Genomic DNA, 26,032 nt, shown 5'->3' with positions numbered 1-26,032 from the left:
CTCGTTGCAATATCATGTTGCGATAATTGCAATGGAGAATCGCCATGGAACGTGGCGCCCTATGGGAATACCAGGTGTTCTGCGCCGTCGCGGAACGCCAGAGCTTCGTGCTGGCGGCGCGCGCGCTGGGCGCCTCGCCCAGCGCCGTCACGCGCGCGGTGCAGGCCCTGGAGCGCCAGGTCGGCGCGCAGCTGCTGTTGCGCAGCAAGAGCAGCGTGGCGCTGACGCCGCAAGGCGAAAGCTACTTCGAATACGCGCGCGAGCTGCTGCGCCTGGAAAGCCAGGCGCGCGAGGCCTTGCACGACGCCCAGCAAGGCGACCAGGGCCGCCTGCGCTTCTCCGCGCCCGACTTGCTGGGCGTGACCCTGCTACCGGCCGTGCTGCGCCGCTACGCGGCCCAGCATCCGGGCGTCACGGTGGACATCCACTACACCGACAAGGCAATCGACCCGATCGCCGAGGGCCTGGATTTCGCCATCCGCGGCGGCTTCCCGGCGTCCAGCGATCTGCTGGGCGCGCGCCTGTGGCCCTACGAGCGGCTGTTGTGCGCCAGCCCGGACTACGTGGCATGCATGGGCCTGCCGCGCGAACCCGAGGAACTGGCGCGGCACCGGCTCATCATGCATACCGGTCCGCGCGTATTGAAGGATTGGCACCTGCGGCGCGACAAGCGCATCGTGCGCATGCACGCCGAGCCGGCGGTGCGGGTCAGCACCAGCAGCGGCCTGATGGCGCTGGCGTTGCAGGGCGTGGGCATCGCGCGGCTGGCCGACTGGGCGGCCGCGCCGGAAATCGCCCGCGGCACGCTGGTGCGGGTCTGCCCCGGCTACACCGCTACCTCGGCGCGCGGCGTGGCCCCGCAGATGCATGCGGTGTATGGATCGCGCTCGTTGCCGGCGCGCGCCCGCGCCATGCTGGCGGCGATCCGCCAGGCCGCGGGCGCCGGCTGAAACGCGGCCCGCCCTATCGGAAGCACGCCGTCGGGCCACGGCGTGGGGACCGCTGTCGGCCATCCGCCAGCCACCACGCCACGCGCATCCGATGGGCGCGGCCGCTAGGACCGCTGCTGCCGCGCCTGCAACACCACCGCCTCGGCGGACTTGCGGAACAGCAGCAGATACAGCGCCGCCAGCACCAGCAGGAACGGCACGCCGAACACCAGCGTCATCTTGAACACGCCGGTGAAGTAGGTCGTGACCAGGATCGCCAGCATGGCGCCCGCGCCCAGCAGCGTCAGCAGCGGAAAGCCCGGCATGCGGAACGACAGCGCCGCGCCGCCCTCGCGCGCCCAGCGGCGGCGGAAGAAGTAGTGCGTGACGAAGATCATCATCCACGTGAACAGCGCGCCGAACATCGAGATCGCCATCATCAGCGTGAACGAGGTCTCCGGATACAGCACGTTCAGCACGGTGGCGATGGCGATGCCGCTGGTCGACAGCAGCAGCGCGTTCAGCGGCGTGCCGCTGCGCGTCAGCCTGCCCAGCGCCGCCGGCGCGTGGCCGGCGCGCGACAGGCTGAACATCATGCGGGTGGTGATGTACAGCTGGCTGTTCATGGCCGACAGCGCCGCCACCAGCACGATGAAGTTGATGACGCCGGCCGCGTACGGCACCTGCACCGCTTCCATCACCGTCACGAACGGGCTGCCGCCCTTGCCGGCCTGGTCCCACGGCACGATGGCCAGGATCAACGCCAGCGTCAGCAGGTAGAACACCACCAGCCGCACGATGGTGGCGCGGAACGCCTTCTTCACCGCGCGCTCGGGGGCCTCGGCCTCGCCCGCCGCCACCGCGATCATCTCCACGCTCAGGTAGCTGAAGATCGAGATGACCACCGCGATCCACATGCCCCACACGCCGTTGGGGAAGAAGCCGCCGTGCGCCGTGTACTGCGCCGCGCCGTATTGCGGATTGCCCCAGACCACGTAGGCGCCCAGGATGATGAACGCCACGATGGCGCTGATCTTGATGGTCGAGAACCAGTACTCGATGGTGCCGAACGCCTTCACGCTCATGGCGTTGATGAAGATCAGCGCCGCCGAGAACAGGCAGACCCATTGCCAGCCGGGCACCGACGGGAACCAGAACTTCATGTACTCGGCCACCGCGGTGACCTCGGTGCCCACCGCCAGCACCACGCACGACCAGTACGCGTAGCGCACCAGGAAGCCGGCCAGCGGGCCGATGTAGTGCTCGGCGTAGGCGCCGAACGAGCCCGAGGTGGAATGCGCCACCGTCATCTCGGCCAGGCAGCCCATCAGCAGCAGCGTGATGAGTCCGCCGATGGCGTAGCTGATGATGACGCTGGGGCCGGCGAAGCCGATCGCGAACTTGCTGCCCAGGAACAGGCCGGTGCCGATGGCCCCGCCGATCGCGATCATGCTCATCTGGCCGGACGTCAGGCGGCGCTTGAGCCCCTGCTCGCGTTCGGCGATCCTGCCGAATCCTTGTTGTTGTGTCATTGTCTCCTCCGGTACTGCGCTCTCTTGCTGGATGTCGCTCGGGCCGGTGCGCGGCAGGTCAGGTCACGGCCGAACGCTGCTTGAACTCGGGCTTGTCCCAGGCCTTGCTGTCGAGCACGTCTTTCAGGATCTCGACCGCGTCCCAGACGTCGGCGTAGCCGAAGTACAGCGGCGTCAGGCCGAAACGCAGCACCTCGGGCTCGCGGTAGTCACCAATCAGACCGCGCGCGATCAGCGCCTGCATGACCTCGTAGCCGTTCGGGTGGCGCAGGCTCACGTGGCTGCCGCGCTGGGCATGGTCGCGCGGCGTCACCAGCGTCAGCGGATGGCCGGCGCAGCGTTCCTCGACCAGGGCGATGAACAGGTCGCCCAGCGCCAGCGACTTCCTGCGCACCTCGGCCATGTCGGCCTCGCGCGCCACGTCCAGGCCGCATTCGACCATGGCCAGCGACACGATCGGCTGGGTGCCGCACAGGTAGCGGCGGATGCCGCCGGCCGGCTCGTAGGCGACCGTCATGTCGAACGGACGCTGGTGACCCCACCAGCCCGACAGCGGCTGCCAGAAATCGGGAATGTGGCGCGGCGCCACCCAGATGAAGGCCGGCGAGCCCGGGCCGCCGTTCAGGTATTTATAGGTGCAGCCCACGGCGTAGTCGGCGTCGGCGCCATTCAGGTCCACCGGCACCGCGCCGGCGGCGTGCGCCAGGTCCCAGATGACCAGCGCGCCGCGCTCGTGCGCCTGGCGCGTGACCGCGGCCATGTCGTGCATCTGCCCGCTGCGGTAGTTGACGTGCGACAGCAGCACCACCGCCACGTCCTCGTCCAGCGCCCGGTCCAGCGGCAGCTCGTCGTCGATCAGGCGCATCTCGTAGCCCTGCTGCAGCAGGTCGATCAAGCCCTGGATCATGTACAGGTCGGTGGGAAAGTTGTCGCGTTCGGACAGGATCACGCGGCGCTTGGGCTGGCGCTTCTGCTGGATGCGCAGGCTGGCCGCCAGCGCCTTGAAGATGTTCAGCGAGGTGGTGTCGGTGATGACCAGTTCGCCCGCTTTCGCGCCGAGCAGGCCGGCCAGCTTGTCGCCCAGCCGCGACGGCAGTTCGAACCAGCCGGCGGTGTTCCAGCTGCGGATCAGGCCAGTGCCCCATTCCTGGGTGATGACCTCGGCGGCGCGCGCGGCGGCGGCGCGCGGCATCACGCCCAGCGAGTTGCCATCCATATAGAGCACGCCGGGCGGCAGGTCGAAACGCGCCTTCAGCGGCGCAAGGGGGTCCTGCCGGTCGGCGGCGACGCAGGCTTCGCGGGTGTTCATTCACAGCTCCTTCGGGCAATATGCTGGCTACATACTATCAGCGCGACCAAGCCGAATACTTGCAAAACGAGGCGTGGCTTACCCTAGGATTTCGCATTAAATTGCGCTGTAGACCATTTTTTCGAATTGGATTGCACCATGCAATTGGACGCCATCGACCACCGCATTCTCTACCGCCTGCAGGAGAACAGCCAGCTCAGCAACCAGGATTTGGCCGAGCAGGTGGCCCTGTCGCCCTCGGCCTGCCTGCGGCGGGTGCGGGCGCTGGAGGAAGGCGGCTTCGTGCGCGGCTACCGCGCCGTGCTCGACGCCGAGCGGCTGGGGTTCGAGCTGGAAGCCATCGTGCACGTGTCCCTGGATCAGTCGCGGCCCGGCTGGCACGAGGAATTCCTGGCCGGCATCGCCCTGTATGACGAGATCACCGAGGCCAGCATCGTCACCGGCGCCTCCAACTACATCCTGACGGTGCGCACCCGCAACCTGGCGGCCTTCTCGCAGTTCGTGGAAGACAAGCTCAGCAAGATCGCGGGCGTGCGCGACCTGTGTTCGCATATCGTCATGCGGAAAGTGAAGAACCGCGGCGGCATGCTGCCGCTGGCGGCGTGGCGCTGACGGCCCCGCGTCAGGCGTGGCGCAGGAAGCCGAACACCGTGACGAAGTGGCAGGCCGATCCGCCCATGACGAACAGATGCCAGATGCCGTGGGCATGGCGCCAGCGCTTGTCGTTGGCGTAGAACACCGTGCCCACCGTATAGAGCGCGGCCCCGGCCAGCAGCCAGGCCAGCCCGGCGCCCGACAGCGCGCCGGCGATGGGCGCCGCGCACATCACGCCCAGCCAGCCCATCGCCAGATAGAGCGGCAAGGCTGGCGCGGCCCCGCGCGCCCACCACAGTTCGCGGCCGATGCCGTACAGCGCCAGCAGCCAGATCGCCACCGCCATGGCGGCGCCCCAGCCCAGTTCAGGCGGCACGAACGCCAGCGGCGTGTAGGTGCCGGCGATCAGCAGGTAGATGGCGCAGTGGTCGGCCTTGGCCCACAGCGCCTTGCGGCGTCCGCGCGAGCAGTGATACAGCACCGAGGAGGCATAGACGGCGATCATGGATGCCGCGAACACGGCGCAGGCCACGGTCTGGCGCCACTCGACTTTCAATTCAGCGGCCCGCGCGATCAGGGCCCCGGAAGCAGCCACCGCCATGGCCAGGCCGGCCAGGTGCGTGGCTCCGTTGAAGCGCTCTCCTTCGTACATGCCATCCCTCCCGCGCAGGCGGTGCGCCGACGCTTTCCATCATGCCGGCGCGATATGACAGCTTGGGGTCAGCACGAACACGGGGTGGCAGCAAATGGCGTTCCTGCCCGCAGGCGCGCCATTACCCGGAAGAAAGCGCCGCTCAGGCGATGAAATCCACCGCCGCCGGATAGCCTTCCAGCGCACGCGCCGCCAGGATGGCGCGCTGCACGGCGATCGCCATCGCCTCGGCCGCCATCACGCCCAGCAGCATCATGTTGGCGGGCTTGTTGGAGACGCCCGTGCCCAGCGCGAACACGGTGTCGCCGTCGAGCATGGTGTGGATCGGGTTGATGGTGCGGGCCAGGCCGTCGTGCGCGGTCTGCGCCATCTTCTGCGCCTGCGCCTTGGTCAGCTTGACGTCGGTCGCCACCAGGCCGATGGTGGTGGCCGCGCCTTCGCGCATCGAGGTCGGCAGGTCGCCGGCCAGGATCGCCGCGCGTGTGTCCAGCAACATCTTGCCGTCGGCGGTGCGGGCGCCGGCCAGCACGTGGCCGGTGGCCGGATCGACCACATCGCCCACCGCATTGACCGCGACGATCGCGCCCACCGTGACGCCCGCCACGGTCAGCGAGGCGCTGCCCAGGCCGCCCTTCATGGCGCGCTTGGCGCCGTACAGCTTGCCGACCGTCGCCCCGGCGCCGGCGCCAACGTTGCCCTCCTGCGGCGGCTTGGCGCTGGCCGCCTTGCAGGCCTGGTAGCCGGCCGCGGCATCGGGCCGGATCGAGGCGTCGCCCACGCCCAGGTCGAACAGGATGGCGGCCGGCACGATCGGCACGTGCGCCACGCCCACGTCGAAGCCGATCTTGCGTTCTTCCAGGTAGCGCATGACGCCGGTGGCCGCCTCCAGGCCGAAGGCGCTGCCGCCGGCCAGCATCACCGCATGCACTTTTTCCACCATGTTGACGGGATTGAGCAGGTCCGTCTCGCGCGTGCCCGGCGCCGCGCCGCGCACGTCCACGCCGCCGGTGGCGCCCGCTTCGGCGATGATGACCGTGCAGCCGGTCGGCCGCCGCGTGTCGGTGTAGTGCCCGACCTTGAGGCCGGCCACGTCGGTGATGCTGCCGCCGCCGGGCACCCGGCGCAGGCCGTTGGCGCCGTGCGCCGGCATGACACTTGCGGACGCCGCGACACCCGCCGCCGCCATCATGAAAGCCCGCCTGTTCCACTGTTGTTGCACGCCTGTCTCCATCTGGATACCGCCTGGATGAACCCCGGGCCGGGCGGCCCGGGGCGCGAATACCGCATATGACTTGCCGCTATATTTTTACTATTCCTTATGCTTTGTGGAAAAATAGACGCGTTGTTAGAGTGCGGCTACACCGGAAGGCGGCGCGATCCGCGCGGGCCTTTCGCAGTGATCCCTCATCCGTGGAGCATTGCCATGAAACTCTTGCGCTCGTTGTTCATCGCCGGCCTGGTCCAGGTCGCCGCCCTGTCCACCGCCCACGCCCAGTCGGGGCTGGACCAGATCAAGTCCGCCGGCGTGTTCAAGATCGGCACCGAAGGCACCTACGCTCCCTTCACCTTCCACGACGCCTCCGGCCAGCTTACCGGTTTTGACGTCGACATTGGGCGCGCCATTGCCCAGCGCCTGGGCGTCAAGGCCGAATTCGTCGAAGGCAAGTGGGACGGCCTGATCGCCGGGCTCGACGCCAAGCGCTACGACGCCGTCATCAACCAGGTCGGCATCACCGACGCGCGCCGCGCCAAGTACGATTTCTCCGATCCCTACATCTCGTCGGCCGCCGTGCTGATCGTGCGCGACGACAACACCACCATCAAGTCGTTCGCCGATCTGAAGGGCAAAAAGTCCGCCAACACGCTCACCAGCAACTTCGGCAAGCTGGCGCAGAGCCATGGCGCGGAAGTGGTCGCGGTGCAGGGCTTCAACGAAGCCATCGACCTGCTGACCTCGGGCCGCGTCGAGGCCACCGTCAACGACAACCTGTCGTTCCTGGACTTCAAGAAGCAGAAGCCCAACGCCAAGGTCAAGATCGCCGCCACCGACAAGGCCGCCGAATTCAGCAACTCCGGCGTGCTGCTGCGCAAGAACAATCCCGAACTGGTGGCCGCCATCAACAAGGCGCTGGCCGATATCAAGGCCGACGGCACCTACAAGACCATCTCGGTCAAGTACTTCGGCACGGACCTGTCGGCGCAGCAATAAGCGGCCCGCTCCATGACGCTCCCCGCCTGGCTGCACAACGTCCTGCCCGACTGGGTTCTGTCCCAGGTCGACACCCTGGCGGTGCCGGCCTGGGTGCAGTTGATGGCCGACTCGTTCTGGCCCTTGCTGCACGCCGGCCTGGTGTTCACCGTCCCGCTGACATTGATGTCGTTCGCGCTGGGGCTGGCGCTGGCCTTCGTGGTGGCGCTGATCCGGCTGTTCGGGCCGGCGCCGCTGGTGGCGCTGGTGCGTTTCTACGTCTGGCTGATCCGCGGCACGCCGCTGCTGGTGCAGCTGTTCGTGATCTTCTACGGCCTGCCCAGCGTCGGCGTGGTGCTCGACCCGCTGCCGGCCGCGCTGATCGGCTTCACCCTGAACGTCGGCGCCTACAACTCCGAAGTGATCCGCGGCGCCATCGAGTCGATCTCCAAGGGCCAGTGGGAAGCGGCCTATTCGCTGAGCATGACGCGCGCCCAGGCGCTGCGCCGCACCGTGCTGCCGCAAGCCGCGCGGGTGGCCGTGCCGCCGCTGTCGAACTCCTTCATCGCGCTGGTCAAGGACACCTCGCTGGCCGCCGTGCTGACGGTGCCCGAGATCTTCCAGGCGGCCCAGCGCATCGCCGCCGTCACGTACGAACCGCTGATCCTGTACACCGAGGCCGCGCTGATCTACCTGGTGTTCAGCTCGGTGCTGTCCGCCGCCCAGGTGCGCCTGGAACGGCGCTTCGGCCAGCACGCGGTGTTTTCCGAGAAAAACCGATGATCCGCCTGGAAAAGATCGAAAAGTCCTTTGGCGGCAACCTGGTGCTCAAGCAGGTCGACGTGGCCATCGCCGAAGGCAGCGTCACCGCCCTGATCGGCCCGTCCGGCAGCGGCAAGAGCACCCTGCTGCGCTGCGTCAACCTGCTGGAAGTGCCCGACCGCGGCACGCTTGAGATCGGCCCCGAGCGGATCGAGTTCGAGCCCGGCGAAAAGCTTTCGCGCGACCAGGTGCAGCGGGTGCGCATGCAGACCGGCATGGTGTTCCAGAACTTCCAGCTGTTTCCGCACCAGACCGTCATCGGCAACGTGATGGAGGGATTGGTGACGGTGCAGAAATGGCCGGCCGACCGCGCCCGCGCCCGCGCCGAGGAGCTGCTGCGCAAGGTCAACATGCTGGACAAGGCCGAGGCCTGGCCGGCCAATCTGTCGGGCGGCCAGCAGCAGCGCGTGGCGATCGCCCGCGCCCTGGCGCCCGCTCCCCGCGTGCTGCTGTGCGACGAGCCGACCTCGGCGCTCGACCCCGGCCTGGCGGCCGAGGTGGTGGACGTGCTGCGCCAGCTGGCCGCCGAAGGCATGACCATGCTCATGGCCACGCACGACCTGCGCCTGGCCGCCAGCGTCTCGCGTGAAGCGGTGTTCCTGCTCGATGGCAACGTGGTCGAAGCCGGCGCCTCGCGCGACCTCTTCACCCGCCCGCGCGACCCGCGCACCGCGACATTCATCTCGACGCTGACGCAGGACGCCGGCCAGATCGGCTGAGGCGGCGCCCGGCGAAGGCCGGGCAGTCCTCCCATGGAGGCGCCAAGCCCCCATCGAGCACGCCCGCCCTTTACAACACCGCCACAAAAAAAAACCGCCCGGCCGCTCAGCCGCCCGAAGCCTGGGCAGCCCCCCTCGGAGGCGCCAAGCCCGCTCGCGCGTGCCCGCCCCCTTACAACACTGCCACAAAAAAATAGCCGCCCGGCGGCCGGAAGCCCGGGCAGCCCCCTCGGAGGCGCCAAGCCCGATCGCGCGCGCCCGCCCCCTTACAACACCGCCACAAAAAAATAGCCGCCCGGCCGCCCGGCCGCCCGAAGGCCGGGCAGCCCCCTCGGGGGGCAGCAAGCGCGCAAAGCGCGCGCCGCGTGGGGGCTCCCCTACTTCCCGGGCAACGACCCGGCCGGGTCGACCGCCTGGCCGTCGTAGCGCAATTCGAAGTACAGTCCCACCTGCTTGCTGTCGCTATTGCCCATTTCGGCGATTTTCTGCCCCTGGCTCACGCGCTGGCCTTCCTTGACCAGCAGCTTGCTGTTGTGGGCATAGATGCTGAGGAAGCTGGCGTTATGCTTGACGATCACCAGATGCCCATAGCCGCGCAGGCCGCTGCCGGAATAGGCAACGGTGCCCGCCGCCGCCGCCACCACCGGCGTGCCTGTGGCATTGGAAATGACGATGCCGTTCGACCCCGAACCGTCGTAGCCGCGGGTCACCTTGCCCTGCGCCGGCCACACCAGGGAAATCGCCCCCGGCGGCGCGGTGCGGCGCTTGCCCATGCTGGCGGCGGGCGCGCGCGAGCCGCCCGAGGCCTTGGGCCGCGAGGTGGCAGGCGCGGAAGTGCTGGCCTGGCCGGCCGGCGGCGCCACCCGCAACATCTGGCCCACCTCGATCGCATTGGTGTTCGACAGGTTGTTCCAGCGCGCCAGGTTGGATACGCTGGTGCCTTGCTTGCGCGCGATCTGCGTCAGCGTGTCGCCCGACTGCACCCGGTAATAGCCGGGCTGGACCTTGGTCGTGCCGCACGCCGCCAGCAACGCCAGCAACGCGGCCAGCAGCGCCAGCCGGACTGACCGGATGACGCCACGGGCAGGCAGGCGAGCCCGGGCGAACCCGGCAACGGCAATGGAATCGGGGGCTGGCAGGGTCTGGGCGGGCAAGGAGAGCACTGAATCCTGGAACGGAGTGAGACACGACTGCGTCCAAGGGTACCAAGATTTTCGAACGGCGGTATGCCTGCCGGCAACTTTCGCGGACGCTGCCGGGCCGTGTTGTATAACCCCGCGGATCGCCGCGAGCCGCGCTCGCCATGGATTACCGCGTCTGCAAGGAACGATATGGGAACACCCCAAGCGCCCCGAAGAAACCTGTACTGCCTGCTGTGGGCCATCCCCTACCTGCTGTGCGGCGTCTTCTCGCGCCTGCTCAACGATCCGGTCAGCCACGCCGTGTTCGTCTGGCTGCCGCCCGGCGTGGCGGTGGGCGCCTACCTGCTGACCCAGCGCCGCAACTGGCCGCTGCTGCTGGCCGCCTTCTTCTGCGCGCAACTGGTGCTGACCAGCTTCACGCGCGGCCAGCCCGCCACCGCCCTGGTGTTCGCCATCACCGCCAGCGTGTCCAGCTTGCTGGCGGCCTGGACGGTGCAGCGCCTGGCGCCGCGCGAGGGCGGACTCGGCCTGGTCGCGGCGCTGCTGGCCGGCGCGGTGGCGGGCGCCGGCCTGTCGGCGCTGCTGGGCGGCGGCTGGCTATGGCTGACCCAGGAAGCGCATGCCTGGGTGCGGTTGCGCACCTGGGTCGCGGCCTACCTGGCCGGCATCCTGATCGTGGCGCCGGCCCTGACGGTATGGGCCCATTTCCGCCCGCGCCGCTCGGGCGGCCCGCGCAAGCGCGACCTGGTGCTGGGGGTCATCGCCTACGCCGCGCTGATCGTGTCGACCTTCATGACTTTCGACGGCGACATGATCAAGAACCTGCCGTACGTCGTCACCTTCGAACTGACCTATCTGCCGCTGGTGTTCGCGGTGCTGACCGCGCTGGTATGGGGCGCGCCGGGCGGCACCCTGGCCGTCATCACGCTGGCCCTGATGGCGCTGTACCAGAGCGCGCAGGGCGAAGGGCCGTTCGTCGAAGCCAACGACCATTGGCACGTGCTGCTGGCCACCCAGGTCTACCTGGTGGTCACCGCGCTGCTGATCCTGCTGGTCAATACGCTGCGCGCCGCCCGCGCGCAGGAACTCGAAAACGCCGAGCAGTGGCGCGGCCGCTTCGACCTGGCGCTGGCCGGCAGCCACCAGCTGATGTACCGCTACAACCCGTTCGACGGCTCGCTCGAACTGGCCGGCGACCTGCAAGGCGCCCTGGGCGTGCAGGCAAATGCCATTGCCAGCCTGGACGCCCTGCTGGCCCTGGCCCACCCGGACGACCGCGCGCGCCTGACGCTGCACTGGGCCGCGCGCCGCGCCGGCGCCCAAGACCGCACGCCGCTGCTGTTCCGTGTCGCGCACGCCGGCGGCGGCTGGCGCGTGATCAGCGACCGCGGTTCGCCGCTGGAGGATTTCGACGGCAGCGTCGCCGTCGTCGCCGGCATGTGGCGCCTGGGCGAAATCGAGCAGGCAGATGTCCACTAGCACCGGCGCCCTGCTCATCCACGGCTTGGGCGGGACCCAGTACGACCTGGGATCGCTGCACAAGATCCTCAAGCGCGCCGGCATCGAGACGCACACGCTGACGCTGCCCGGCCACGGCACCACGCCCGAGGACCTGCTGCCGGTGCGCGCCGAGGACTGGATCGATGCCGTCACCGCCAAGTACCGTGAAGTGGCCGCACGCCACGACACGCTGCATGTGGTCGGCATGTGCCTGGGCGCGCTGCTGGCGGTGGAGTTGTGCAAGCGCGTCGAGCACCGCAAGGGCAAGCTGGTGAGCCTGGCCGCGCCCGTCTTCATCGACGGCTGGAGCACGCCCTGGTATCGCGGCCTGCGCAACCTGGTCTATCGCATCCCCGGCCTGGCCGCGCGCATGCGGGTCGAGGAGGAAGAGCCCTACGGCATCAAGAATGAACTGGTCCGTTCGATCGTCAAGGCCAAGTTCGAGCGCGGCGAGAATTTCCACTACCGCTGGGTGCCGCTGGCCTGCATCCGCGAGGTGGACCGCCTGCGCCGCTTCGTGCAGCGCGGGCTCAGCGCCATCACCTGCCCCAGCCTGATCATCCACGCGCACGAGGACGAACTGACCTCGGTGCGCTCGGCCCATTTCCTGAACGACGCCATTGCCGACAGCCGCCTGGTGCTGCTGGACAACAGCTACCACATGATCTGCGTGGACAACGACCGCGACCGGGTCGCCGCCGACATCCTGCGGTTCATGGACAAGTCTCCCGACACCACCCGTCCGGGCCGCGCCGCCGCGATGAGCGGCGACGAAATCGAGCGCATCCTCGGCCACTACCGCGAGGCGCTGCTGTCGGGCCAGTACGAGGCGCTGTTCCCATTGTTCTCCGAAGACGTGGTCTGGCAGGAAGACGGCGACAACCCCCTGAGCGGCACCTACCAGGGCCGGGGCGGCCTGATCGACCTGTTCTCGCGCGTGATGGACTATTCGCGCAATACCTTCACGGTCGACAGCGTCGGCCAGCCGGCGCTGGCTGGCCGTGCCATCGCCGTGCCGCTGACCTTCCAGGTGCGCGACGGCGCCACGATTCACCGCGGCGCCTCCACCCATACGCTGCGCCTGCGCAACAACAGCATCGTCAAGGTCACCTCGCAGGCCGCCGACCCGGCCGCCGAAGACGCGCTGTGGCGGCGGCTGGCCGTGGCCAGCGGCCTGGAGCCCGAAGGCGACGCCATGGATCCGGCCACGCTGGCCATCCCCGCCGCGGAACTGGAGGACGCATTCGAGGCCGCGGTGATCGAACTGCGGGCCTTGCCGCAGGCGCCCTCCACCAGCGTCGCCATCCGCCTGCACGCCTACGAGCGGCAGGCGCGGCAGGGCGACGCCCCCGCCCAGCCCCCCGCCGCGGCCACGGTGCGCGAGCAGATCGAATACACCACCTGGCGCCTGCTGGCCGGCCTGCCGGCTGACCAGGCCCGGCGCCGCTACATCGCCCTGATCCGGCGCCTGGACCCCGACACCTGAACCGCGCTGGCCACAGGGCCTACAATCGCCCCATGTCCGCCTTGATCCGACCTCCACGCCCCCGTGACGCCGTGCGCGTCCGCGGCGTGCTGTGGCTGGCGTTCCTGGCGCTGCTGCTGCGCGCGGTGGTGCCGGCGGGCTACATGCCCGACACGCGCGCGCTGCACGATGGCCGCATCGAGGTCACTTTCTGCTCGGCCGCCGGCGACCTGTCCACGCTGCGGCTGGCGCTCTCGCCCGCCGGCAAGGGCGACGCGGGTGCCGGCGCCCACTCCAATGCCGATACCGGCGCGCAATGTCCGTTCGGCCTGCTGGCGCACGTCACGCCCGCGCCCGCCTCGCCCACCACACCGCTGGCGCTGGCCAGCGGCCGGCCCGCCCCGGCCGCGCCGGCCCCGCTCGCGCTGCCCGTGCAACCGGCCCAAGGGCCGCCGCTAGGCTCGCGCGCCCCGCCTCGCCTGGCCTGACTCCGCCTTCACGCGCGGCCCCGCCGCGCCCACGCGAACGTCAAGCCACGAGGTTTTCATGCATTCCCTTCCCCCGCGCGCGCCCCTGGGCGCGCCGTCGGCGCCCAACCGTGACCGGCGCCGGCTGCTGTCGGCCCTGGCCTTGCTGCCCCTGGCCGGCTGCGGGCCCGACGCCCCCAAGATCAACGGCATGGATCTGTCCAGCATGCCCACCGGCGACTTCCAGCTACAAGACACCGAAGGCCGGCAACGCCAGCTGGCCGACTATCGCGGCAAGACCGTGATGCTGTTCTTCGGCTTCACCCAATGCCCGGACGTCTGCCCCACCGCGCTGACCCGCGCGCTGGAGATCAAGAACCTGCTGGGCGCCGACGCCGCCAAGCTGCAGGTGCTGTTCATCACCGTGGACCCGGAGCGCGACACGCCCGAGATCCTGCAGGCCTACATGCAGGCCTTCGACCCGGCGTTCGTCGGCCTGCGCGGCGACGCCGAGCAGACCCGCGCCGCCGCCCAATCGTTCAAGGTGTTCTACCAGAAGGTGCCGACCGGCTCGTCCTACACCATGGACCACACCGCCCTGACCTACGTCATCGACGCCGAAGGCAAGCTGCGCGTGGCCCTGCGCCACCAGCAAAGCGCCGAGGAATGCGCAGCCGACCTGCGCACCGTGCTGTGACCCCACGCCAAGACAAAAGGAATTTCCGATGAAAACGACTCGCTTCAAATCCCTCGCCGCCGCCTTCGCCCTGGGCGCCCTGGCGCTGGCCGGCGCGCCCGCCGTAGCCCAGGACGCCTCGCTCAAGGTGGAGGACGCCTGGGTCCGCGCCACCGTGCCCAGCCAACACGCCACCGGCGTCTTCATGCGCCTGACCTCGCCGACCGCCGCCCGCCTGGTTGGCGTCGAATCGGACGCCGCCAGGCACGTCGAGGTGCACGAGATGGCGATGCAGGACAACGTCATGAAGATGCGCCAGGTGTCCGCCATCGACCTGCCCGCCGGCAAGCCGGTGGAACTCAAGCCGGGCGGCTACCACGTCATGCTGATCGACCTGGCCCGGCAGATCTCCGCGGGCGACCCGGTGGCGCTGACGCTGCTGGTGCAGGACGCCGATGGCAAGCAACGGCGCGTGCCGGTGACGGCCGAGGCCCGCCCGCTGTCGGCGGCGGCCGCGCCAGCCGGAGAACACAAGCACTGAAGCCTTGCGGTGAAATACAGGGGCCACATCCCCGCAAGCAGATTGACACCTGTATTTCAAGCTTGAAATGGCTGTTTGCAAGACGACCCACGTTTCCTGCAACGCCTTGGCCCGCGCCCGGTCGAATTGAAAAAGCCGGGAGCGCGGCCGCGCCACGCTCCGGCGCGCATCGCCCGCATCCCAGGAAATCGCCCCCAAGCCGCAGCGGGGACGACGGCGCGGCCTGCCTTCAGGCCGTTTGCTTTGATTGCCAGGAGCGTTTCATGAAGACATTGACAGCCACCTTGTTGCTCTGCGCCGGCCTGACCGCCGCCGCAACCGTGCAAGCCCAGCAGGCCCAGGCCCCGGCCGCCCAGTACAAGCGCGATCTGTACGGCGACTGGCGTGTCAGCTACCCCGCCCCGACGGCCAAGACCGCCGATCAGGTCGCGGCGGAACTGGCGCGGTCCAAGGCCGATGGCCAATACACCTTCGGCCAGGAAGACTACCCGCCCGCCATCGCCGCCACCGGCCCAGGGGAAAGCCGCGCCCAGGTCGAACAGGAACTCCAGACCGCCGAAATGCAAGGGCAGATGGCGTCCGACCAGGAAAGCTATCCGCCGATGCCCATGGCCCACAGCGGCAGGTCCGACATTCAATAATAAGGGACACACCGCAACCTGCGGTCCGTCCTGATTCCTCATACAATGCCAGCACACATCCGCCGCCGGCGGCCTCGCGGGGCCCGGCGGCAGCGCGGCGCCCCACGCCGCCCCGGATGCCAGCGTTCCGCGCAGCCGGGCGCCTGATCCGCCGGCGATAGACCGGCAACCCTGTGTCTGGATATGCCCGGTAGTTCCGCCTTTTCCTTCCTGCGTACCCTCTGCAGCCTGCGCTGGCTCGCCATCGCGGGCCAGGCCGCCACCATCCTGGTGGCCAGCGCCGTGCTCGGCTTGGCCCTGCCGCTGGAGCCGCTGTGGATCGGCGTGGGCGTGCTGATCGGCTTCAACGTCTACGCCAGCCTGCGGCTGCGCCACAGCCGCGACCTGTCCCACGCCACCGCTTTCGGCCACTTGCTGGTGGACATGGCGGTGCTGGCCTGGATGGTGGGCTGGAGCGGCGGCCTGAGCAATCCGTTCGGCATGATGTTCCTGATCCTCACCGCCCTGGCGGCGCTGGCGCTGCCGCGCAACTGGGCGCTGTCGGCGGCGCTGGCGGGCATCTCCGGTTATTTCGCCGCCGCCATCTTCGGCCAGCCGCTGCGCGGCGACCTCAACACCCACACCCTGCTGCTATGGGGCCTGGCCGCCAACTTCCTGATTTCCGTGGTGGTGGTGCTGGTGTTCACCACCCGCCTGGCGGCCGACCTGCGGGCGCGCGAGCGCGAACTGGCGCGGCTGCGCGAGCGCTTCACCCGCAACGAGGGCATCGTCGCCCTGGCCACCCACGCCGCCGCCATGGCGCACGAACTGAACACCCCGCTGGCCACCATGACCCTGCTGGCCGACGAGATCGCCGCCGAGGTCAAGGAGCCCGACCTCAAGCAGGACGTCGCCACGCTCAGCCAGCTGCTGGCCCTGTGCCGGGAACGGATTCGCAATCTGGCGGTCCCAACCGCCGTGGACCTGGTGCGCGTGGTGGGGCAATGGCGCCTGATCCGGCCGACCATCGACCTGCGCCGGTCGGGCACGCTGCCCGCCAGCCTGCGGGTCGATCCGGCCATCGCCCACCTGCTGCAGGCCCTGCTGAACAACGCGGCCGATGCCGGCGAAGCCGCCAACGAGCCGCGCGTGGACCTGCACCTGGAATACGGTTATGGAGCCCTGCGCGGCGAAGTGCGCGACTATGGCGGCGGCTTCGACCCCGACCACACGCTACTGCCGGCCACCAGCCTGTTCAACAGTGGCAAGCCCGGCGGCCTGGGCGTCGGCCTGGCCCTGTCGCACGCCACCGTCGAGCAGCTGGGCGGCGAAATGACCATGACCGCGGCCGATGGCGGCGGCACCCGCATCCGTTTTTATTTGCCTCTCGGCACTCCCGGGACCTGATATGTTGAATCCCACCGATCTTGGCCTGCTGATCGACGACGACGAGCTCTACGTGCGCACCCTGCAGCGCAGCCTGTCGCGCCGCGGCCTCGAAACCCGAACCGCCACCGGCATCGCCGAGGCGCTGCGCGTGGCCGAAGAGATCCGCCCCGCCTTCGCGCTGGTCGACCTGCGCCTGGGCGAGGATTCGGGCCTCACCCTGATCCGTCCCCTTCGAGCCCTGCGCGCCGACATGCGCATCCTGCTGGTCACCGGCTACGCCAGCGTGGCCACCGCGGTCGAGGCCATCAAGCGCGGCGCCGACGACTACCTGCCCAAGCCCGCCACCGCGCCGATGATCCTGCGCACCCTGGGCCTGGTGAAGCCGGAAACCGTTACCATCGAAAGCACCATGACGCCGTTGCACCGCCTAGAATGGGAACACATCCACCAGGCCCTGCACGAGACCGGCGGCAACGTCTCGGCCGCCGCCCGCCTGCTGGGCATGCACCGGCGCTCCCTGCAGCGCAAATTGGCCAAGAAACCGGGGCCGGAACGCGAGGTCCTGGTCGACTGATTGGCGCGGATACGACACATCGCAACAATCCTGCTTTGTGCGGGTGCGACATATCGTCGCACCCCCACCTTCCCCGCGGAGCCCTCTCCCGCCTGGGAAAACCCTTAACCAGGGGCCTTGGGGGCAAAAGCCGGCTGGGCAATGCGACCATTCGTCGCACGCTTGACCCAGGTCAAACCGATAGGATGGACGTTGCTGCCTAGCAGCATTCCAGTCTGCTGCTCCGCAGCATTTCCCACCTTCCATCCAAGGCTGTACGTGAAACACCCCCTCCTTGCGACCCTTACGCGCATTTTTGGCGTCGGCGCGGTCATGCTGCTTGGCGGCTGCAACATGGAAATCCTCTCCCCCAAGGGAGACATTGGCGCTCAGGAAAAGACCCTGCTGTTCACGGCAACCGGTCTGATGCTCCTGGTGGTGATCCCGGTCATCATCATGATCCTGACGTTTGCCTGGAAATACCGCGCATCCAATACCAAAGCCGACTACCAGCCCAAGTGGGCCCACTCCACGGCGATCGAAGTCGTGGTCTGGACCGTGCCATGTATCATCGTGGCGATCCTCGCCGTGATCACCTGGCGCTCCACGCACGCGCTCGATCCCTACAAGCCGCTCGTCTCCGAGCACAAGCCGGTCACCATCGAGGTGGTGTCGCTGGATTGGAAGTGGCTGTTCATCTACCCCGAGTACGACATCGCCACGGTCAACGAGATCGCCTTCCCGGTCGACGTCCCGGTCAATTTCCGGATCACCTCGGCCTCGGTCATGAACTCGTTCTTCATCCCCCAGCTGGGCAGCCAGATCTACTCGATGGCCGGCATGGAGACCAAGCTGCACCTGAACGCGCGCGAACCCGGCACCTACGCCGGCATCTCGGCCAACTACAGCGGCGCCGGCTTCTCCGGCATGCGCTTCAAGGCCATCGCCACGTCGCAGGAAGGTTTCGACAACTGGGTCAAGGAAGCCAAGGCTTCCGGCACCGCGCTGACCCCGGCGGTGTACCAGGAACTGACCAAGCGCAGCGAACACAACCCGGTCGCCAAGTACGCCTCGGTGCCGCCGTCCATGTTCGACTACATCCTGGGCAGCACCATGTCCAAGATGGCCGGCGTCGACGACGCCACGTGCACCCCCACGTCGAATAATCTTGTCGCAGGATTGACTCAATAATGCTCGGGAAACTCACCCTCGAGGCCATTCCGTACCATGAACCCATCGTCATGGTCACGCTGGCCGCCGTGTGCCTGGGAGGCCTAGCGGTCTTCGGCGCCATCACCTACTTCCGCAAGTGGAAGTACCTCTGGACGGAATGGCTCACCTCCGTCGACCACAAGCGCATCGGCGTGATGTACATCATCGTCGCGCTGATCATGCTGCTGCGCGGCTTCGCCGACGCCATCATGATGCGTACCCAGTTGGCCGTCGCCTCGGCCGACTCCGCCGGCTTCCTGCCGCCGCACCACTACGACCAGATCTTCACCGCCCACGGCGTCATCATGATTTTCTTCATGGCGATGCCCTTCATCACCGGGCTGATGAACATCGTGGTGCCGCTGCAGATCGGCGCCCGCGACGTGGCCTACCCGTTCCTGAACTCGCTGAGCTTCTGGCTGTTCGGCGCCGGCGTCGCGCTGATGATGATCTCGCTGTTCGTCGGTGAATTCGCCGCGACCGGCTGGCTCGCCTATCCGCCGCTGTCCGGGCTCGACTACAGCCCAAGTGTCGGGGTGGATTACTACATCTGGGCGCTGCAGATCTCCGGGCTGGGAACAACACTCAGCGGCATCAACTTCATCGTCACCATCCTGCGCATGCGCGCGCCGGGCATGACCCTGATGAAGATGCCGATCTTCACCTGGACCTCGCTGGTCACCAACGTCCTGATCGTGGCCGCCTTCCCGGTGCTGGCCGCCACGCTGGCGCTGCTGACGATGGACCGCTACCTGGGCACGCACTTCTTCACGAACGACATGGGCGGCAACGTCATGATGTACGTGAACCTGATCTGGATCTGGGGCCACCCCGAGGTCTACATCCTGGTGCTGCCGGCCTTCGGCGTGTACTCCGAAGTGGTCGCCACGTTCGCCCGCAAGACCCTGTTCGGCTACAAGTCCATGGTCTACGCCACGGCCGCCATCGGCGTGCTGTCGTTCCTGGTCTGGCTGCACCACTTCTTCACCATGGGCGCGGGGGCCAACGTCAACGCGTTCTTCGGCATCGCCACGATGATCATCTCGATCCCGACGGGCGCGAAGATCTTCAACTGGCTGTTCACCATCTACCGCGGCCGCCTGCGCATCACCACGCCGGTGCTGTGGACGCTGGGCTTCATGCTGGTGTTCGTCATCGGTGGCATGACCGGCGTGATGCTGGCCATCCCCGGCGTGTCGTTCGTGCTGCACAACAGCCTGTTCCTGATCGCCCACTTCCACAACACCATCATCGGTGGCGTGGTGTTCGGTTGCATCGCCGGCATGACCTACTGGTTCCCCAAGGCTTTCGGCTTCAAGCTGAACGAACGCCTGGGCCGCTACTCGTTCTACTGCTGGTTCGTCGGCTTCTTCCTGGCCTTCATGCCCCTGTACATCCTGGGCTTCAAGGGTATGACGCGTCGCCTGAACCACTACGACAACCCCGAATGGCAGCCGTACCTGCTGGTCGCCCTGGCCGGCGCCGCGCTGATCATGCTGGGCATCTGGTTCCTGCTGCAGCAAGTGTTCGTGTCCGTGCGCCAGCGCAAGCAGAACCAGGACATCACCGGCGATCCCTGGGATGGCCGCACCCTGGAATGGTCGATCTCGTCGCCCGCGCCTTTCTACAACTTCGCCCACGTTCCTCACGTCGATGAACTGGACCAGTTCTGGGAAGACAAGCAGAACGGCAAGGCCTACAAGCGCCCGGCCAAGTACGAAGACATCCACATGCCGAAGAACACCGCCGCCGGCGTCTTCATCGGCGCGTTCGGCCTGGTCATGTGCTTTGCCCTGATCTGGCACATCTGGTGGCTGTCGATCGTCGGTTTCGTCGGCATGATCGGTTCGTTCATCGTCCGCGCCTATGACCGCGACGTCGACTACTGGGTCCCGGCCGCGGAAGTCGAACGCATCGAAAACGCCCACTTTGAAAAAATGCAGAAGGCCGCCTGAGCCATGATTCAAGCCGTAGCCACTCACCCCCACGCGGGTCACGACGATCACGCGCACCATGACGATGGATCCAAGACCGTTTTCGGTTTCTGGGTCTACCTCATGAGCGACTTGCTGATCTTTTCGGTGCTGTTCGCGACGTTCGCGGTGCTGGCCAACGCCACCGCGGGCGGCCCCACCGGCAAGGAACTCTTCGACCTGAAGTTCGTCCTGGTCGAAACCCTGTTGCTGCTGTTCTCGAGCTTCACTTTCGGCATGGCCAACCTGAACGTCCACGCCAACAACAAGAGCCGCGCAATCGGCTGGTTGATGGTCACGTTCCTGTTCGGCGCGGGCTTCATCGCGATGGAAGTCTATGAATTCCATCACCTGATCACCGAAGGCGCGGGCCCCGGCCGCAGCGCCTACCTGTCGGCGTTCTTCACGCTGATCGGCACGCACGGCCTGCACGTGACGTTCGGCCTGATCTGGATCGTCGTCATGATCGACATGATCCGCCGCCATGGCCTGGACTCGATCAACAAGCGTCGTCTGGCGTGCCTGAGCCTGTTCTGGCACTTCCTGGACATCGTCTGGATCTGCGTCTTCACCTTCGTCTATCTTCTGGGAGCCCTCTGATGTCGCACTCCGCTGCGGCCGCACACGGCCACGACGATCACGCCGCCGACCACGGCAGCCTGAAGTCCTACATCATCGGTTTCGTGCTCTCGCTCCTGCTCACCTTCGGCTCGTTCGGCCTGGTGATGAGCGGCGCGCTGTCCCACACCATCACCATCATCGGCGTGGTGGCGCTGTGCGTGCTCCAGCTGCTGGTGCAGCTGGTGTACTTCCTGCACATGGGCGCTTCGAAATCGGCCCGCGACAACCTGGCCACGTTCGTCTTCACCGTGATGATCATCGCCATCATCGTCGGGGGTTCGGCCTGGGTGCTGTACAACATGAACGTCAACATGGGCCACGCCATGTAAGACCCGTCATCCAATGACGACACACAGGCGCCGCGAGGCGCCTGTTTTTTTGGAAGGCCGTCACGCTATCGGGACGGCTTTTTTTGCGCCCTGCCGTGGCCGCGGCCTGACGAAGCGCGGCGCTGCTTTCTTTGGCATACTCGCGCCATCGCAGAATCGCCCCCCGGGAATCCGCATGCAAGCCATCGCCGCCGCCATCACGGCCATCGTCTTCGTGGTGCTCGGACTGTGGCACGCCTACTGGGCAGCCGGCGGGCGGCTGGCGCACCGGGCGGCGCTGCCGATCCAGGATGGCCAACCGCTGTTCCGACCGTCGCCGCTGGGCACGCTGGCCGTGGCCGCGGCGCTGATCGGCTGCGCCTGGATCACGGCCGCCAATGGCGGCCTGGTGACCGCGCCGCCCCAGCGCTGGCTGCCGTGGCTGGGCATGGCCGTGGCGCTGGGCCTGCTGGCGCGCGCCATCGGCGATTTTCGCTGCGTCGGTTTCTTCAAGCGCAAGGGCGAAGACCCTTTCGCCCGCCTGGATACCCGCGTCTATTCGCCACTGTGCCTGCTGTTGGCGGCGGGCGTGGCAGTGGCGAGCTGGCCCGGGCTGGCCTGACGCCGCCCGGACGCATCCCACTTTCCGCGCACGGCCGCGCCCTTGATCCCGGCAGGTTTGACGCGGCGCAGACGCCTCTCTTCCCCATTCGTTATATATTTCGGCTCATAACGAATTTTTCACCTTAGCACCGCGAGCCGCCCATGGATGCCGTCCTGATCGCCGCCCCCACCGCCCGGGATATCGATGCCCTGGCCTGTGCGCTGTTGGCGCATGCGTCGCCCGATCAGCCCGATGCGCGCTTTTTCGCCACGGTGATCGGCAAGAGCCTGGCGCACGGCGACCTGGCCCGCACCGGCCTGGCTCCCGCCGAATTGGCCGGGGTGCTCGCCAGCCTGTTTCCCGACGCGCAGGCAGGCTCAAACGCGACGCTTGCCGCCCTGCGGGCGCAATTGCTCGCCTACGCGGCGCGCGGCCTGGCCAACCCGCGGCCGGATTTCACGCGCCTGCTGCGCATGCTGCTCGACGCCTGCAGCGGACCGGCCGCGACCACGCCCTGGGTCACCAGCGTGCTGGCGCACGCCTGCCTGCGCCCGGATCACCTGTGGCGCGACCTGGGGCTGGGCGGCCGCGAGGACGTCACCGCGCTGCTGACCCGCCACTACCCCGGCCTGGTGGCGCGCAATACGCAAAACCTGCGGTGGAAGAAATTCCTGGCCTATGCCGCGTTTGCGCATGCCGACCTACCCCTGGCCGCCGCGCCCGGCTGCGCGGACTGCGAGGATCATGGGCGGTGCTATGACACGGGCACCACGACCTGAGCCGAACCTCGCCGCGTCAGGCAATCTTCGCGCGCGACCGATCAGAACCAGGTCACCTTGACCAGCACCTGGGTGCTGAACTTGCCGGCTTTCAATTCGGCGGTGGTTCGCTCCAGGTGCGCGGTATACGTCTGCGTCTGCGACAACGTGGCGCCATGCAGGAGCCCCCCTAGATTGCCGTTGTAGCGGCAGGGGAATGTGCCGTGGTCATCGGCAGGAAGCGCGCCAAGCGTAACCGTCTGATTGGCCTGATTGGTGATGGTCAGCTTCAGGCCGTTTTCCTGGCCGTCGGCATTCTTCAGATAGATCGTCTGATCCAGAAGATCGGTACGCTCACCGCTTTGTGGCAAGAACGCCACCGCCGTGCGTAGATACAACTCGTCCAGGGGGTTGTTGGTGGACGGCGGGCTGGTCAACCCCTCCAGTCCCGGGCAGGCGGGACTATTCATGCGGGTCGTTACATTGAACGGCTTGGCCTGCGGCAACTTGCCGTTGTAGTTGACCGTGGTCAGGGCAGTGTCGAAGGTGACCGTGTTGTCGACGTTGACCGCGCCTACGCAAGAGGGGATGAACTGGAAGCGCGAGGCAGTGGAATTGAGAAAGATGCCCGGATCGCCCCCGGCGGTTTCGTCAGCGATCAATTTGAACGCGAACGAGGGCGGCAGGAACACGCGCAAGGGGCGGGTCACGGATTTTTCGGCATACAGGAGCAGGAAGATGCGCCCAAGGCGCTCCCCTGAGTCGCCTTGATACGGATCATCGACGCTGAAAAAAGGTGAACAGGCTGCCGCCGTGGGGTCCGGATTCCAGATCCCCTTTTCAAGACTGTCATAGACGACCGCCACGCTCAACGATGCATCCCGCAAGGCTTGCCGGATCGGGCCGAAATCGCCCAGGATCGAGATGGCCGCCCGCCTCGTTAAATTGGGACTGTTGGTGCAACGGTACCTGAATTCATAGGGACTGCTGATGTAAATGGGAAAGCCCGGAATGAACTGGTGATCGAGCGCGAAACTGATCGAGGGCGGCAGGCTGAACGTTACGATGCCGCCGCCATCGAGCAACCTGCATCCACGCCCCGTAGCTTGCGTGTGACCTGCCCCAGGCAGGAGTAGAAAGGCGGTGAGTACGCCTACAAGCCAGGCGGATCCGCCTATTTTTTGCCGCCACGATGAATGCTCCCGGCTGATCCAAAAGAAACGGTTCTATCGAGCAACGCCCGATAGTTGCCCCGGCAAACCGTCCGACATTTTTGACATTGAGCGCGTGTCGCGACGTCTGACGACGAATTCCAGCCTCAATGGCGATAGATCACCCCAACTCCCAGCCCCACGGCCCGCCCGGGCGCCGGCTCGTAGTAGCGGCCATTGCTCTCGTTGACGATGACCGACCCGGCATAGCGCCGGTCGAACAGGTTGTCGATCCGCGCATAGGCGCTCAACGCCCACGGCCCCACCTGCTTCACGTAGCCCGTGGACAGCGCCGCCACCACATAGCCCGGCGCGGCCGCGTCGTTGGCGTCGTCGGCATACAGGCGGCTCAGGTAGCGGGCCTCGATGCCGGCCTGCCAGCCCTGCGGCGGCGTCCAGGCCAGCGAGGCATAGGCCGACTGCCCGGCAATGCCGGGAATCCGGTTGCCGGCGCGGATGGCGCCGCCGCCATCGTCGCGATAGCGGGCATCGAGCCAGGTGTAGGCCAGTTGCGCCCGCCAGTGGCCGGCAAAGCGGTTGGACCAGCCCAGTTCCACGCCGTCGCGGCGCGTGCGTCCGGCGTTGCGGAAGGTGGCGCGGCCGCCCGTGCTGCCGGCCGCGACGATTTCATCATCGGTGGACACGCGGAACACGGCCGCGGTCAGTTGGCCGCCCGCCAGATCGGTCTTGGCGCCGGCCTCGACGTGGGTGCCGAGCGCTGGCGCCAGCGCGAAATTCAGGCCCGGCTGGCCGCCGGGCCGGTACGACAGCTCATTGAGCGTCGGGGTCTCGAAGCCGCGCCCATACGAGGCGTACAGCGAGGTCCGCGGATCGGCCTGGTAGCGCACCGCGGCCACCGGCAGCGCGCGGCGATAGCGCGCGCTGCCGCTGTCATCGCCATTGCCCGGCGCGAGGTAATGATCGCGCGAGCGGAACGCCACCGTGCTGTAGCGCACGCCGGCATCCAGCGTCCAGCGCGGCGCCGCGCGCCAGGACGCCTGCAGGTAGGGATCGGCGTTATAGACGGTGTTGGTTTCGTCGCGCCGCAATACCCCCCGCACGCCAAGCTGGCGGCTGTCGCCGTCGCCCACGTAGTTCTGGTAGCCCTGGCGGTTCTCGCGCAGGGTGTCATACGAGAAGCCGCCGACCAGCGTCAAGGGCCGCGCCGCCGGCCCCAGTTCCGAGGTCCAGCGCAGGTCGGCCCCGCCATAGCGGCGGCGCAGGTCGATCACCCCGCCCGCCTGCGTCGGCGCCGCCTGCGCCGCGGGCGGGATGGCCTGGAACTGCGTGGTGTCGCGCTGGCCGTAGTACAGCATCAGGCGCAGCGTGTTGGCGCCGTCGACGTGGCGTTCGTAGACCAGCCCGCCCTGGGTCTGGCGCACGGTCTTGCGCGTGTCGTACTGCGCCGCCAGCTCGGCGCTACGCGGCGCGTCCTGGAACTGCGCGTACGTCAGGCCGAGCGGATCCTGGGCCGTCAGGTCGACACTGTTGGCCACGATCGTCAGGCGGCTGGCGTCGTCAAGCTGTACACCCAGCTTGGCGTTGCCCAGGTTCTTGCGCGCGGCGCTGTGGTCGCGGTAGCCGTCGGTGGTCATGCGCGACAGGTCGAGCACGTAATCCATGTCGCCGGACGTGCCGGAGGCCTTGGCGCCATAGCGCCAGGTGCGATCGCCGCCGGCCCAGGCCGAGACGCCGATTTCGGGCGGCACGGCGCCGTCTTCGGTGTAGGCCAGGATCACCCCGCCCGAAGAATTGCCGTACAGCGCCGAGAACGGTCCGCGCAGCACCTCCACCCGGTCGAGCGAGCCGATGTCGATGTTCGAGGTCTGGCCCTGCCCGTCCGGCATGGTTGCCGGGATGCCGTCCACGTACAGGCGCACCCCGCGCACGCCGAAGGTGGAACGCGCGCCAAAGCCGCGGCTGGATATCTGCAGGTCCTGCGCGTAGTTCTGGCGGTTCTGGATCTGCAGGCCCGGTACGCCCGCCAGGCCTTCGGACAAGTTGATGCCCGGCTGGCCGCGCCGCATCGCCGCGCCCTCCACGATGTCGACCGAAGCCGGGGTTTCCAGCGGCGGCGTGCCGATCCGCGTGCCGGATACCGCAACCGGCGCCAGCTGCTGCGGCGTCTGCGATTGGGCGAGCGCCGTCACGGCTGGCGCCATGCCGAGCAGGCCATGCAGGAAGGAGCTGGCCAGGCCGCCGGGCCGGCGTCGTTGCTTCGCCAATCGAAAACCTCGCGCAATGAGC

At 67.8% G+C, this 26,032-nt stretch carries 26 protein-coding genes; 19 read left to right on the top strand and 7 right to left on the bottom strand.

Features of this window, described 5'->3' with window-relative positions; translation table 11 throughout:
- Positions 1–44 precede the first annotated feature (44 nt).
- Entirely contained in the window at positions 45–950 is a 906-nt protein-coding gene (locus HV742_RS10770) for a LysR family transcriptional regulator (protein WP_175145055.1), read from the top strand.
- Between the two features lie 104 nt (positions 951–1,054).
- Here HV742_RS10770 and HV742_RS10765 read toward each other — a convergent pair whose 3' ends face one another.
- Positions 1,055–2,461: an amino acid permease gene (locus tag HV742_RS10765; RefSeq protein WP_175145053.1), complete on the bottom strand. Its 1,407-nt coding sequence runs from the start codon at positions 2,459–2,461 to the stop codon at positions 1,055–1,057.
- Positions 2,462–2,519: 58 nt separating this feature from the next.
- Entirely contained in the window at positions 2,520–3,770 is a 1,251-nt protein-coding gene (kynU, locus tag HV742_RS10760; RefSeq protein WP_175145051.1) for a kynureninase, read from the bottom strand.
- Between the two features lie 138 nt (positions 3,771–3,908).
- On the opposite strand from kynU, the gene HV742_RS10755 reads away from it, so the two are divergent.
- The gene (locus HV742_RS10755) at positions 3,909–4,382 is read left to right on the top strand and encodes an Lrp/AsnC family transcriptional regulator (RefSeq protein ID WP_006386706.1); all 474 of its coding nucleotides are present in this window, start codon (positions 3,909–3,911) and stop codon (positions 4,380–4,382) included.
- A 10-nt stretch (positions 4,383–4,392) separates the two neighbouring features.
- Here HV742_RS10755 and trhA read toward each other — a convergent pair whose 3' ends face one another.
- Both trhA and HV742_RS10745 read right to left on the bottom strand, forming a co-directional pair.
- Positions 4,393–5,016, bottom strand: a complete 624-nt coding sequence (gene trhA / locus HV742_RS10750) for a PAQR family membrane homeostasis protein TrhA (protein WP_059272446.1) — start codon at positions 5,014–5,016, stop codon at positions 4,393–4,395.
- Positions 5,017–5,158: 142 nt separating this feature from the next.
- Positions 5,159–6,247 (bottom strand): P1 family peptidase, encoded by a 1,089-nt coding sequence (locus tag HV742_RS10745; RefSeq protein ID WP_169536678.1) that lies wholly within the window; start codon positions 6,245–6,247, stop codon positions 5,159–5,161.
- Positions 6,248–6,439: 192 nt separating this feature from the next.
- Between HV742_RS10745 and HV742_RS10740 the strand changes: the two genes are divergently transcribed.
- From HV742_RS10740 to HV742_RS10730, 3 genes are all read left to right on the top strand, one after another.
- Positions 6,440–7,225, top strand: coding sequence for an amino acid ABC transporter substrate-binding protein (locus tag HV742_RS10740; protein WP_175145049.1), 786 nt, complete (start codon positions 6,440–6,442; stop codon positions 7,223–7,225).
- 81 nt (positions 7,226–7,306) lie between these two features.
- Positions 7,307–7,987 (top strand): amino acid ABC transporter permease, encoded by a 681-nt coding sequence (locus HV742_RS10735; RefSeq protein ID WP_049078048.1) that lies wholly within the window; start codon positions 7,307–7,309, stop codon positions 7,985–7,987.
- Complete coding sequence (locus HV742_RS10730) at positions 7,984–8,745, top strand: amino acid ABC transporter ATP-binding protein (protein WP_063569129.1); 762 nt, start codon at positions 7,984–7,986, stop codon at positions 8,743–8,745. The genes HV742_RS10735 and HV742_RS10730 overlap by 4 nt, the downstream gene beginning before the upstream one ends.
- Before the next feature lie 377 nt (positions 8,746–9,122).
- On the opposite strand, the gene HV742_RS10725 is transcribed toward HV742_RS10730, so the two are convergent.
- Positions 9,123–9,866 (bottom strand): peptidoglycan DD-metalloendopeptidase family protein, encoded by a 744-nt coding sequence (locus tag HV742_RS10725; RefSeq protein ID WP_236747605.1) that lies wholly within the window; start codon positions 9,864–9,866, stop codon positions 9,123–9,125.
- 210 nt (positions 9,867–10,076) lie between these two features.
- On the opposite strand from HV742_RS10725, the gene HV742_RS10720 reads away from it, so the two are divergent.
- From HV742_RS10720 to HV742_RS10655, 14 genes are all read left to right on the top strand, one after another.
- Positions 10,077–11,366, top strand: coding sequence for an MASE1 domain-containing protein (locus tag HV742_RS10720; protein WP_049075753.1), 1,290 nt, complete (start codon positions 10,077–10,079; stop codon positions 11,364–11,366).
- The gene (locus HV742_RS10715) at positions 11,356–12,873 is read left to right on the top strand and encodes an acyl-CoA-binding protein (RefSeq protein ID WP_054415377.1); all 1,518 of its coding nucleotides are present in this window, start codon (positions 11,356–11,358) and stop codon (positions 12,871–12,873) included. The genes HV742_RS10720 and HV742_RS10715 overlap by 11 nt, the downstream gene beginning before the upstream one ends.
- A 32-nt stretch (positions 12,874–12,905) precedes the next feature.
- Positions 12,906–13,340 carry a DUF2946 family protein gene (locus HV742_RS10710; protein WP_049075756.1) on the top strand — a complete coding sequence of 145 codons (435 nt, stop codon included), beginning with the start codon at positions 12,906–12,908 and terminating at the stop codon, positions 13,338–13,340.
- A 58-nt stretch (positions 13,341–13,398) separates the two neighbouring features.
- Positions 13,399–14,016 (top strand): SCO family protein, encoded by a 618-nt coding sequence (locus HV742_RS10705; RefSeq protein ID WP_049075758.1) that lies wholly within the window; start codon positions 13,399–13,401, stop codon positions 14,014–14,016.
- 28 nt (positions 14,017–14,044) lie between these two features.
- Positions 14,045–14,536, top strand: coding sequence for a copper chaperone PCu(A)C (locus HV742_RS10700; RefSeq protein ID WP_059272451.1), 492 nt, complete (start codon positions 14,045–14,047; stop codon positions 14,534–14,536).
- A gap of 263 nt (positions 14,537–14,799) precedes the next feature.
- Positions 14,800–15,177: a DUF4148 domain-containing protein gene (locus HV742_RS10695; RefSeq protein WP_049075760.1), complete on the top strand. Its 378-nt coding sequence runs from the start codon at positions 14,800–14,802 to the stop codon at positions 15,175–15,177.
- A 183-nt stretch (positions 15,178–15,360) separates the two neighbouring features.
- Complete coding sequence (locus HV742_RS10690) at positions 15,361–16,563, top strand: ATP-binding protein (protein ID WP_175145047.1); 1,203 nt, start codon at positions 15,361–15,363, stop codon at positions 16,561–16,563.
- Position 16,564: 1 nt separating this feature from the next.
- On the top strand, positions 16,565–17,119 hold the full coding sequence (locus HV742_RS10685; protein WP_372363313.1) for a response regulator transcription factor: 555 nt from the start codon (positions 16,565–16,567) through the stop codon (positions 17,117–17,119).
- 258 nt (positions 17,120–17,377) lie between these two features.
- Positions 17,378–18,289: a ubiquinol oxidase subunit II gene (gene cyoA / locus HV742_RS10680; protein WP_026384598.1), complete on the top strand. Its 912-nt coding sequence runs from the start codon at positions 17,378–17,380 to the stop codon at positions 18,287–18,289.
- Entirely contained in the window at positions 18,289–20,265 is a 1,977-nt protein-coding gene (cyoB, locus tag HV742_RS10675) for a cytochrome o ubiquinol oxidase subunit I (protein WP_020926575.1), read from the top strand. The genes cyoA and cyoB overlap by 1 nt, the downstream gene beginning before the upstream one ends.
- A gap of 3 nt (positions 20,266–20,268) precedes the next feature.
- The gene (gene cyoC, locus HV742_RS10670) at positions 20,269–20,883 is read left to right on the top strand and encodes a cytochrome o ubiquinol oxidase subunit III (protein WP_006387443.1); all 615 of its coding nucleotides are present in this window, start codon (positions 20,269–20,271) and stop codon (positions 20,881–20,883) included.
- Entirely contained in the window at positions 20,883–21,233 is a 351-nt protein-coding gene (gene cyoD / locus HV742_RS10665; RefSeq protein ID WP_006387442.1) for a cytochrome o ubiquinol oxidase subunit IV, read from the top strand. Before cyoC ends, cyoD begins: the two co-directional genes overlap by 1 nt.
- A gap of 175 nt (positions 21,234–21,408) precedes the next feature.
- Positions 21,409–21,834 carry a DUF3995 domain-containing protein gene (locus tag HV742_RS10660; protein WP_175145045.1) on the top strand — a complete coding sequence of 142 codons (426 nt, stop codon included), beginning with the start codon at positions 21,409–21,411 and terminating at the stop codon, positions 21,832–21,834.
- 143 nt (positions 21,835–21,977) lie between these two features.
- Positions 21,978–22,595 carry a nitrogen fixation protein NifQ gene (locus HV742_RS10655; RefSeq protein ID WP_175145043.1) on the top strand — a complete coding sequence of 206 codons (618 nt, stop codon included), beginning with the start codon at positions 21,978–21,980 and terminating at the stop codon, positions 22,593–22,595.
- A 41-nt stretch (positions 22,596–22,636) separates the two neighbouring features.
- On the opposite strand, the gene HV742_RS10650 is transcribed toward HV742_RS10655, so the two are convergent.
- Together HV742_RS10650 and HV742_RS10645 are read right to left on the bottom strand one after the other, a co-directional pair.
- Complete coding sequence (locus HV742_RS10650) at positions 22,637–23,659, bottom strand: hypothetical protein (RefSeq protein ID WP_175145041.1); 1,023 nt, start codon at positions 23,657–23,659, stop codon at positions 22,637–22,639.
- A gap of 233 nt (positions 23,660–23,892) precedes the next feature.
- Positions 23,893–25,947, bottom strand: a complete 2,055-nt coding sequence (locus HV742_RS10645) for a TonB-dependent receptor (protein ID WP_175145095.1) — start codon at positions 25,945–25,947, stop codon at positions 23,893–23,895.
- Between the last annotated feature and the right edge of the window lie 85 nt (positions 25,948–26,032).

It is taken from the genome of Achromobacter ruhlandii, assembly GCF_902859695.1.
Taxonomy (GTDB): Bacteria; Pseudomonadota; Gammaproteobacteria; order Burkholderiales; family Burkholderiaceae_B; genus Achromobacter; species Achromobacter ruhlandii.
This window is presented reverse-complemented; position numbering and strand designations above follow the sequence as displayed.

Bases quoted from the DNA above. Each gene is read 5' to 3' on its own strand.
- HV742_RS10770 (WP_175145055.1), top strand. From the start codon at position 45: ATGGAACGTGGCGCCCTATGGGAATACCAGGTGTTCTGCGCCGTCGCG.
- HV742_RS10765 (WP_175145053.1), bottom strand. From the start codon at position 2,461: ATGACACAACAACAAGGATTCGGCAGGATCGCCGAACGCGAGCAGGGG.
- kynU (WP_175145051.1), bottom strand. From the start codon at position 3,770: ATGAACACCCGCGAAGCCTGCGTCGCCGCCGACCGGCAGGACCCCCTT.
- HV742_RS10755 (WP_006386706.1), top strand. From the start codon at position 3,909: ATGCAATTGGACGCCATCGACCACCGCATTCTCTACCGCCTGCAGGAG.
- trhA (WP_059272446.1), bottom strand. From the start codon at position 5,016: ATGTACGAAGGAGAGCGCTTCAACGGAGCCACGCACCTGGCCGGCCTG.
- HV742_RS10745 (WP_169536678.1), bottom strand. From the start codon at position 6,247: ATGGAGACAGGCGTGCAACAACAGTGGAACAGGCGGGCTTTCATGATG.
- HV742_RS10740 (WP_175145049.1), top strand. From the start codon at position 6,440: ATGAAACTCTTGCGCTCGTTGTTCATCGCCGGCCTGGTCCAGGTCGCC.
- HV742_RS10730 (WP_063569129.1), top strand. From the start codon at position 7,984: ATGATCCGCCTGGAAAAGATCGAAAAGTCCTTTGGCGGCAACCTGGTG.
- HV742_RS10720 (WP_049075753.1), top strand. From the start codon at position 10,077: ATGGGAACACCCCAAGCGCCCCGAAGAAACCTGTACTGCCTGCTGTGG.
- HV742_RS10715 (WP_054415377.1), top strand. From the start codon at position 11,356: ATGTCCACTAGCACCGGCGCCCTGCTCATCCACGGCTTGGGCGGGACC.
- HV742_RS10710 (WP_049075756.1), top strand. From the start codon at position 12,906: ATGTCCGCCTTGATCCGACCTCCACGCCCCCGTGACGCCGTGCGCGTC.
- HV742_RS10705 (WP_049075758.1), top strand. From the start codon at position 13,399: ATGCATTCCCTTCCCCCGCGCGCGCCCCTGGGCGCGCCGTCGGCGCCC.
- HV742_RS10700 (WP_059272451.1), top strand. From the start codon at position 14,045: ATGAAAACGACTCGCTTCAAATCCCTCGCCGCCGCCTTCGCCCTGGGC.
- HV742_RS10695 (WP_049075760.1), top strand. From the start codon at position 14,800: ATGAAGACATTGACAGCCACCTTGTTGCTCTGCGCCGGCCTGACCGCC.
- HV742_RS10690 (WP_175145047.1), top strand. From the start codon at position 15,361: ATGCCCGGTAGTTCCGCCTTTTCCTTCCTGCGTACCCTCTGCAGCCTG.
- HV742_RS10685 (WP_372363313.1), top strand. From the start codon at position 16,565: ATGTTGAATCCCACCGATCTTGGCCTGCTGATCGACGACGACGAGCTC.
- cyoB (WP_020926575.1), top strand. From the start codon at position 18,289: ATGCTCGGGAAACTCACCCTCGAGGCCATTCCGTACCATGAACCCATC.
- cyoC (WP_006387443.1), top strand. From the start codon at position 20,269: ATGATTCAAGCCGTAGCCACTCACCCCCACGCGGGTCACGACGATCAC.
- cyoD (WP_006387442.1), top strand. From the start codon at position 20,883: ATGTCGCACTCCGCTGCGGCCGCACACGGCCACGACGATCACGCCGCC.
- HV742_RS10660 (WP_175145045.1), top strand. From the start codon at position 21,409: ATGCAAGCCATCGCCGCCGCCATCACGGCCATCGTCTTCGTGGTGCTC.
- HV742_RS10655 (WP_175145043.1), top strand. From the start codon at position 21,978: ATGGATGCCGTCCTGATCGCCGCCCCCACCGCCCGGGATATCGATGCC.
- HV742_RS10645 (WP_175145095.1), bottom strand. From the start codon at position 25,947: ATGGCGCCAGCCGTGACGGCGCTCGCCCAATCGCAGACGCCGCAGCAG.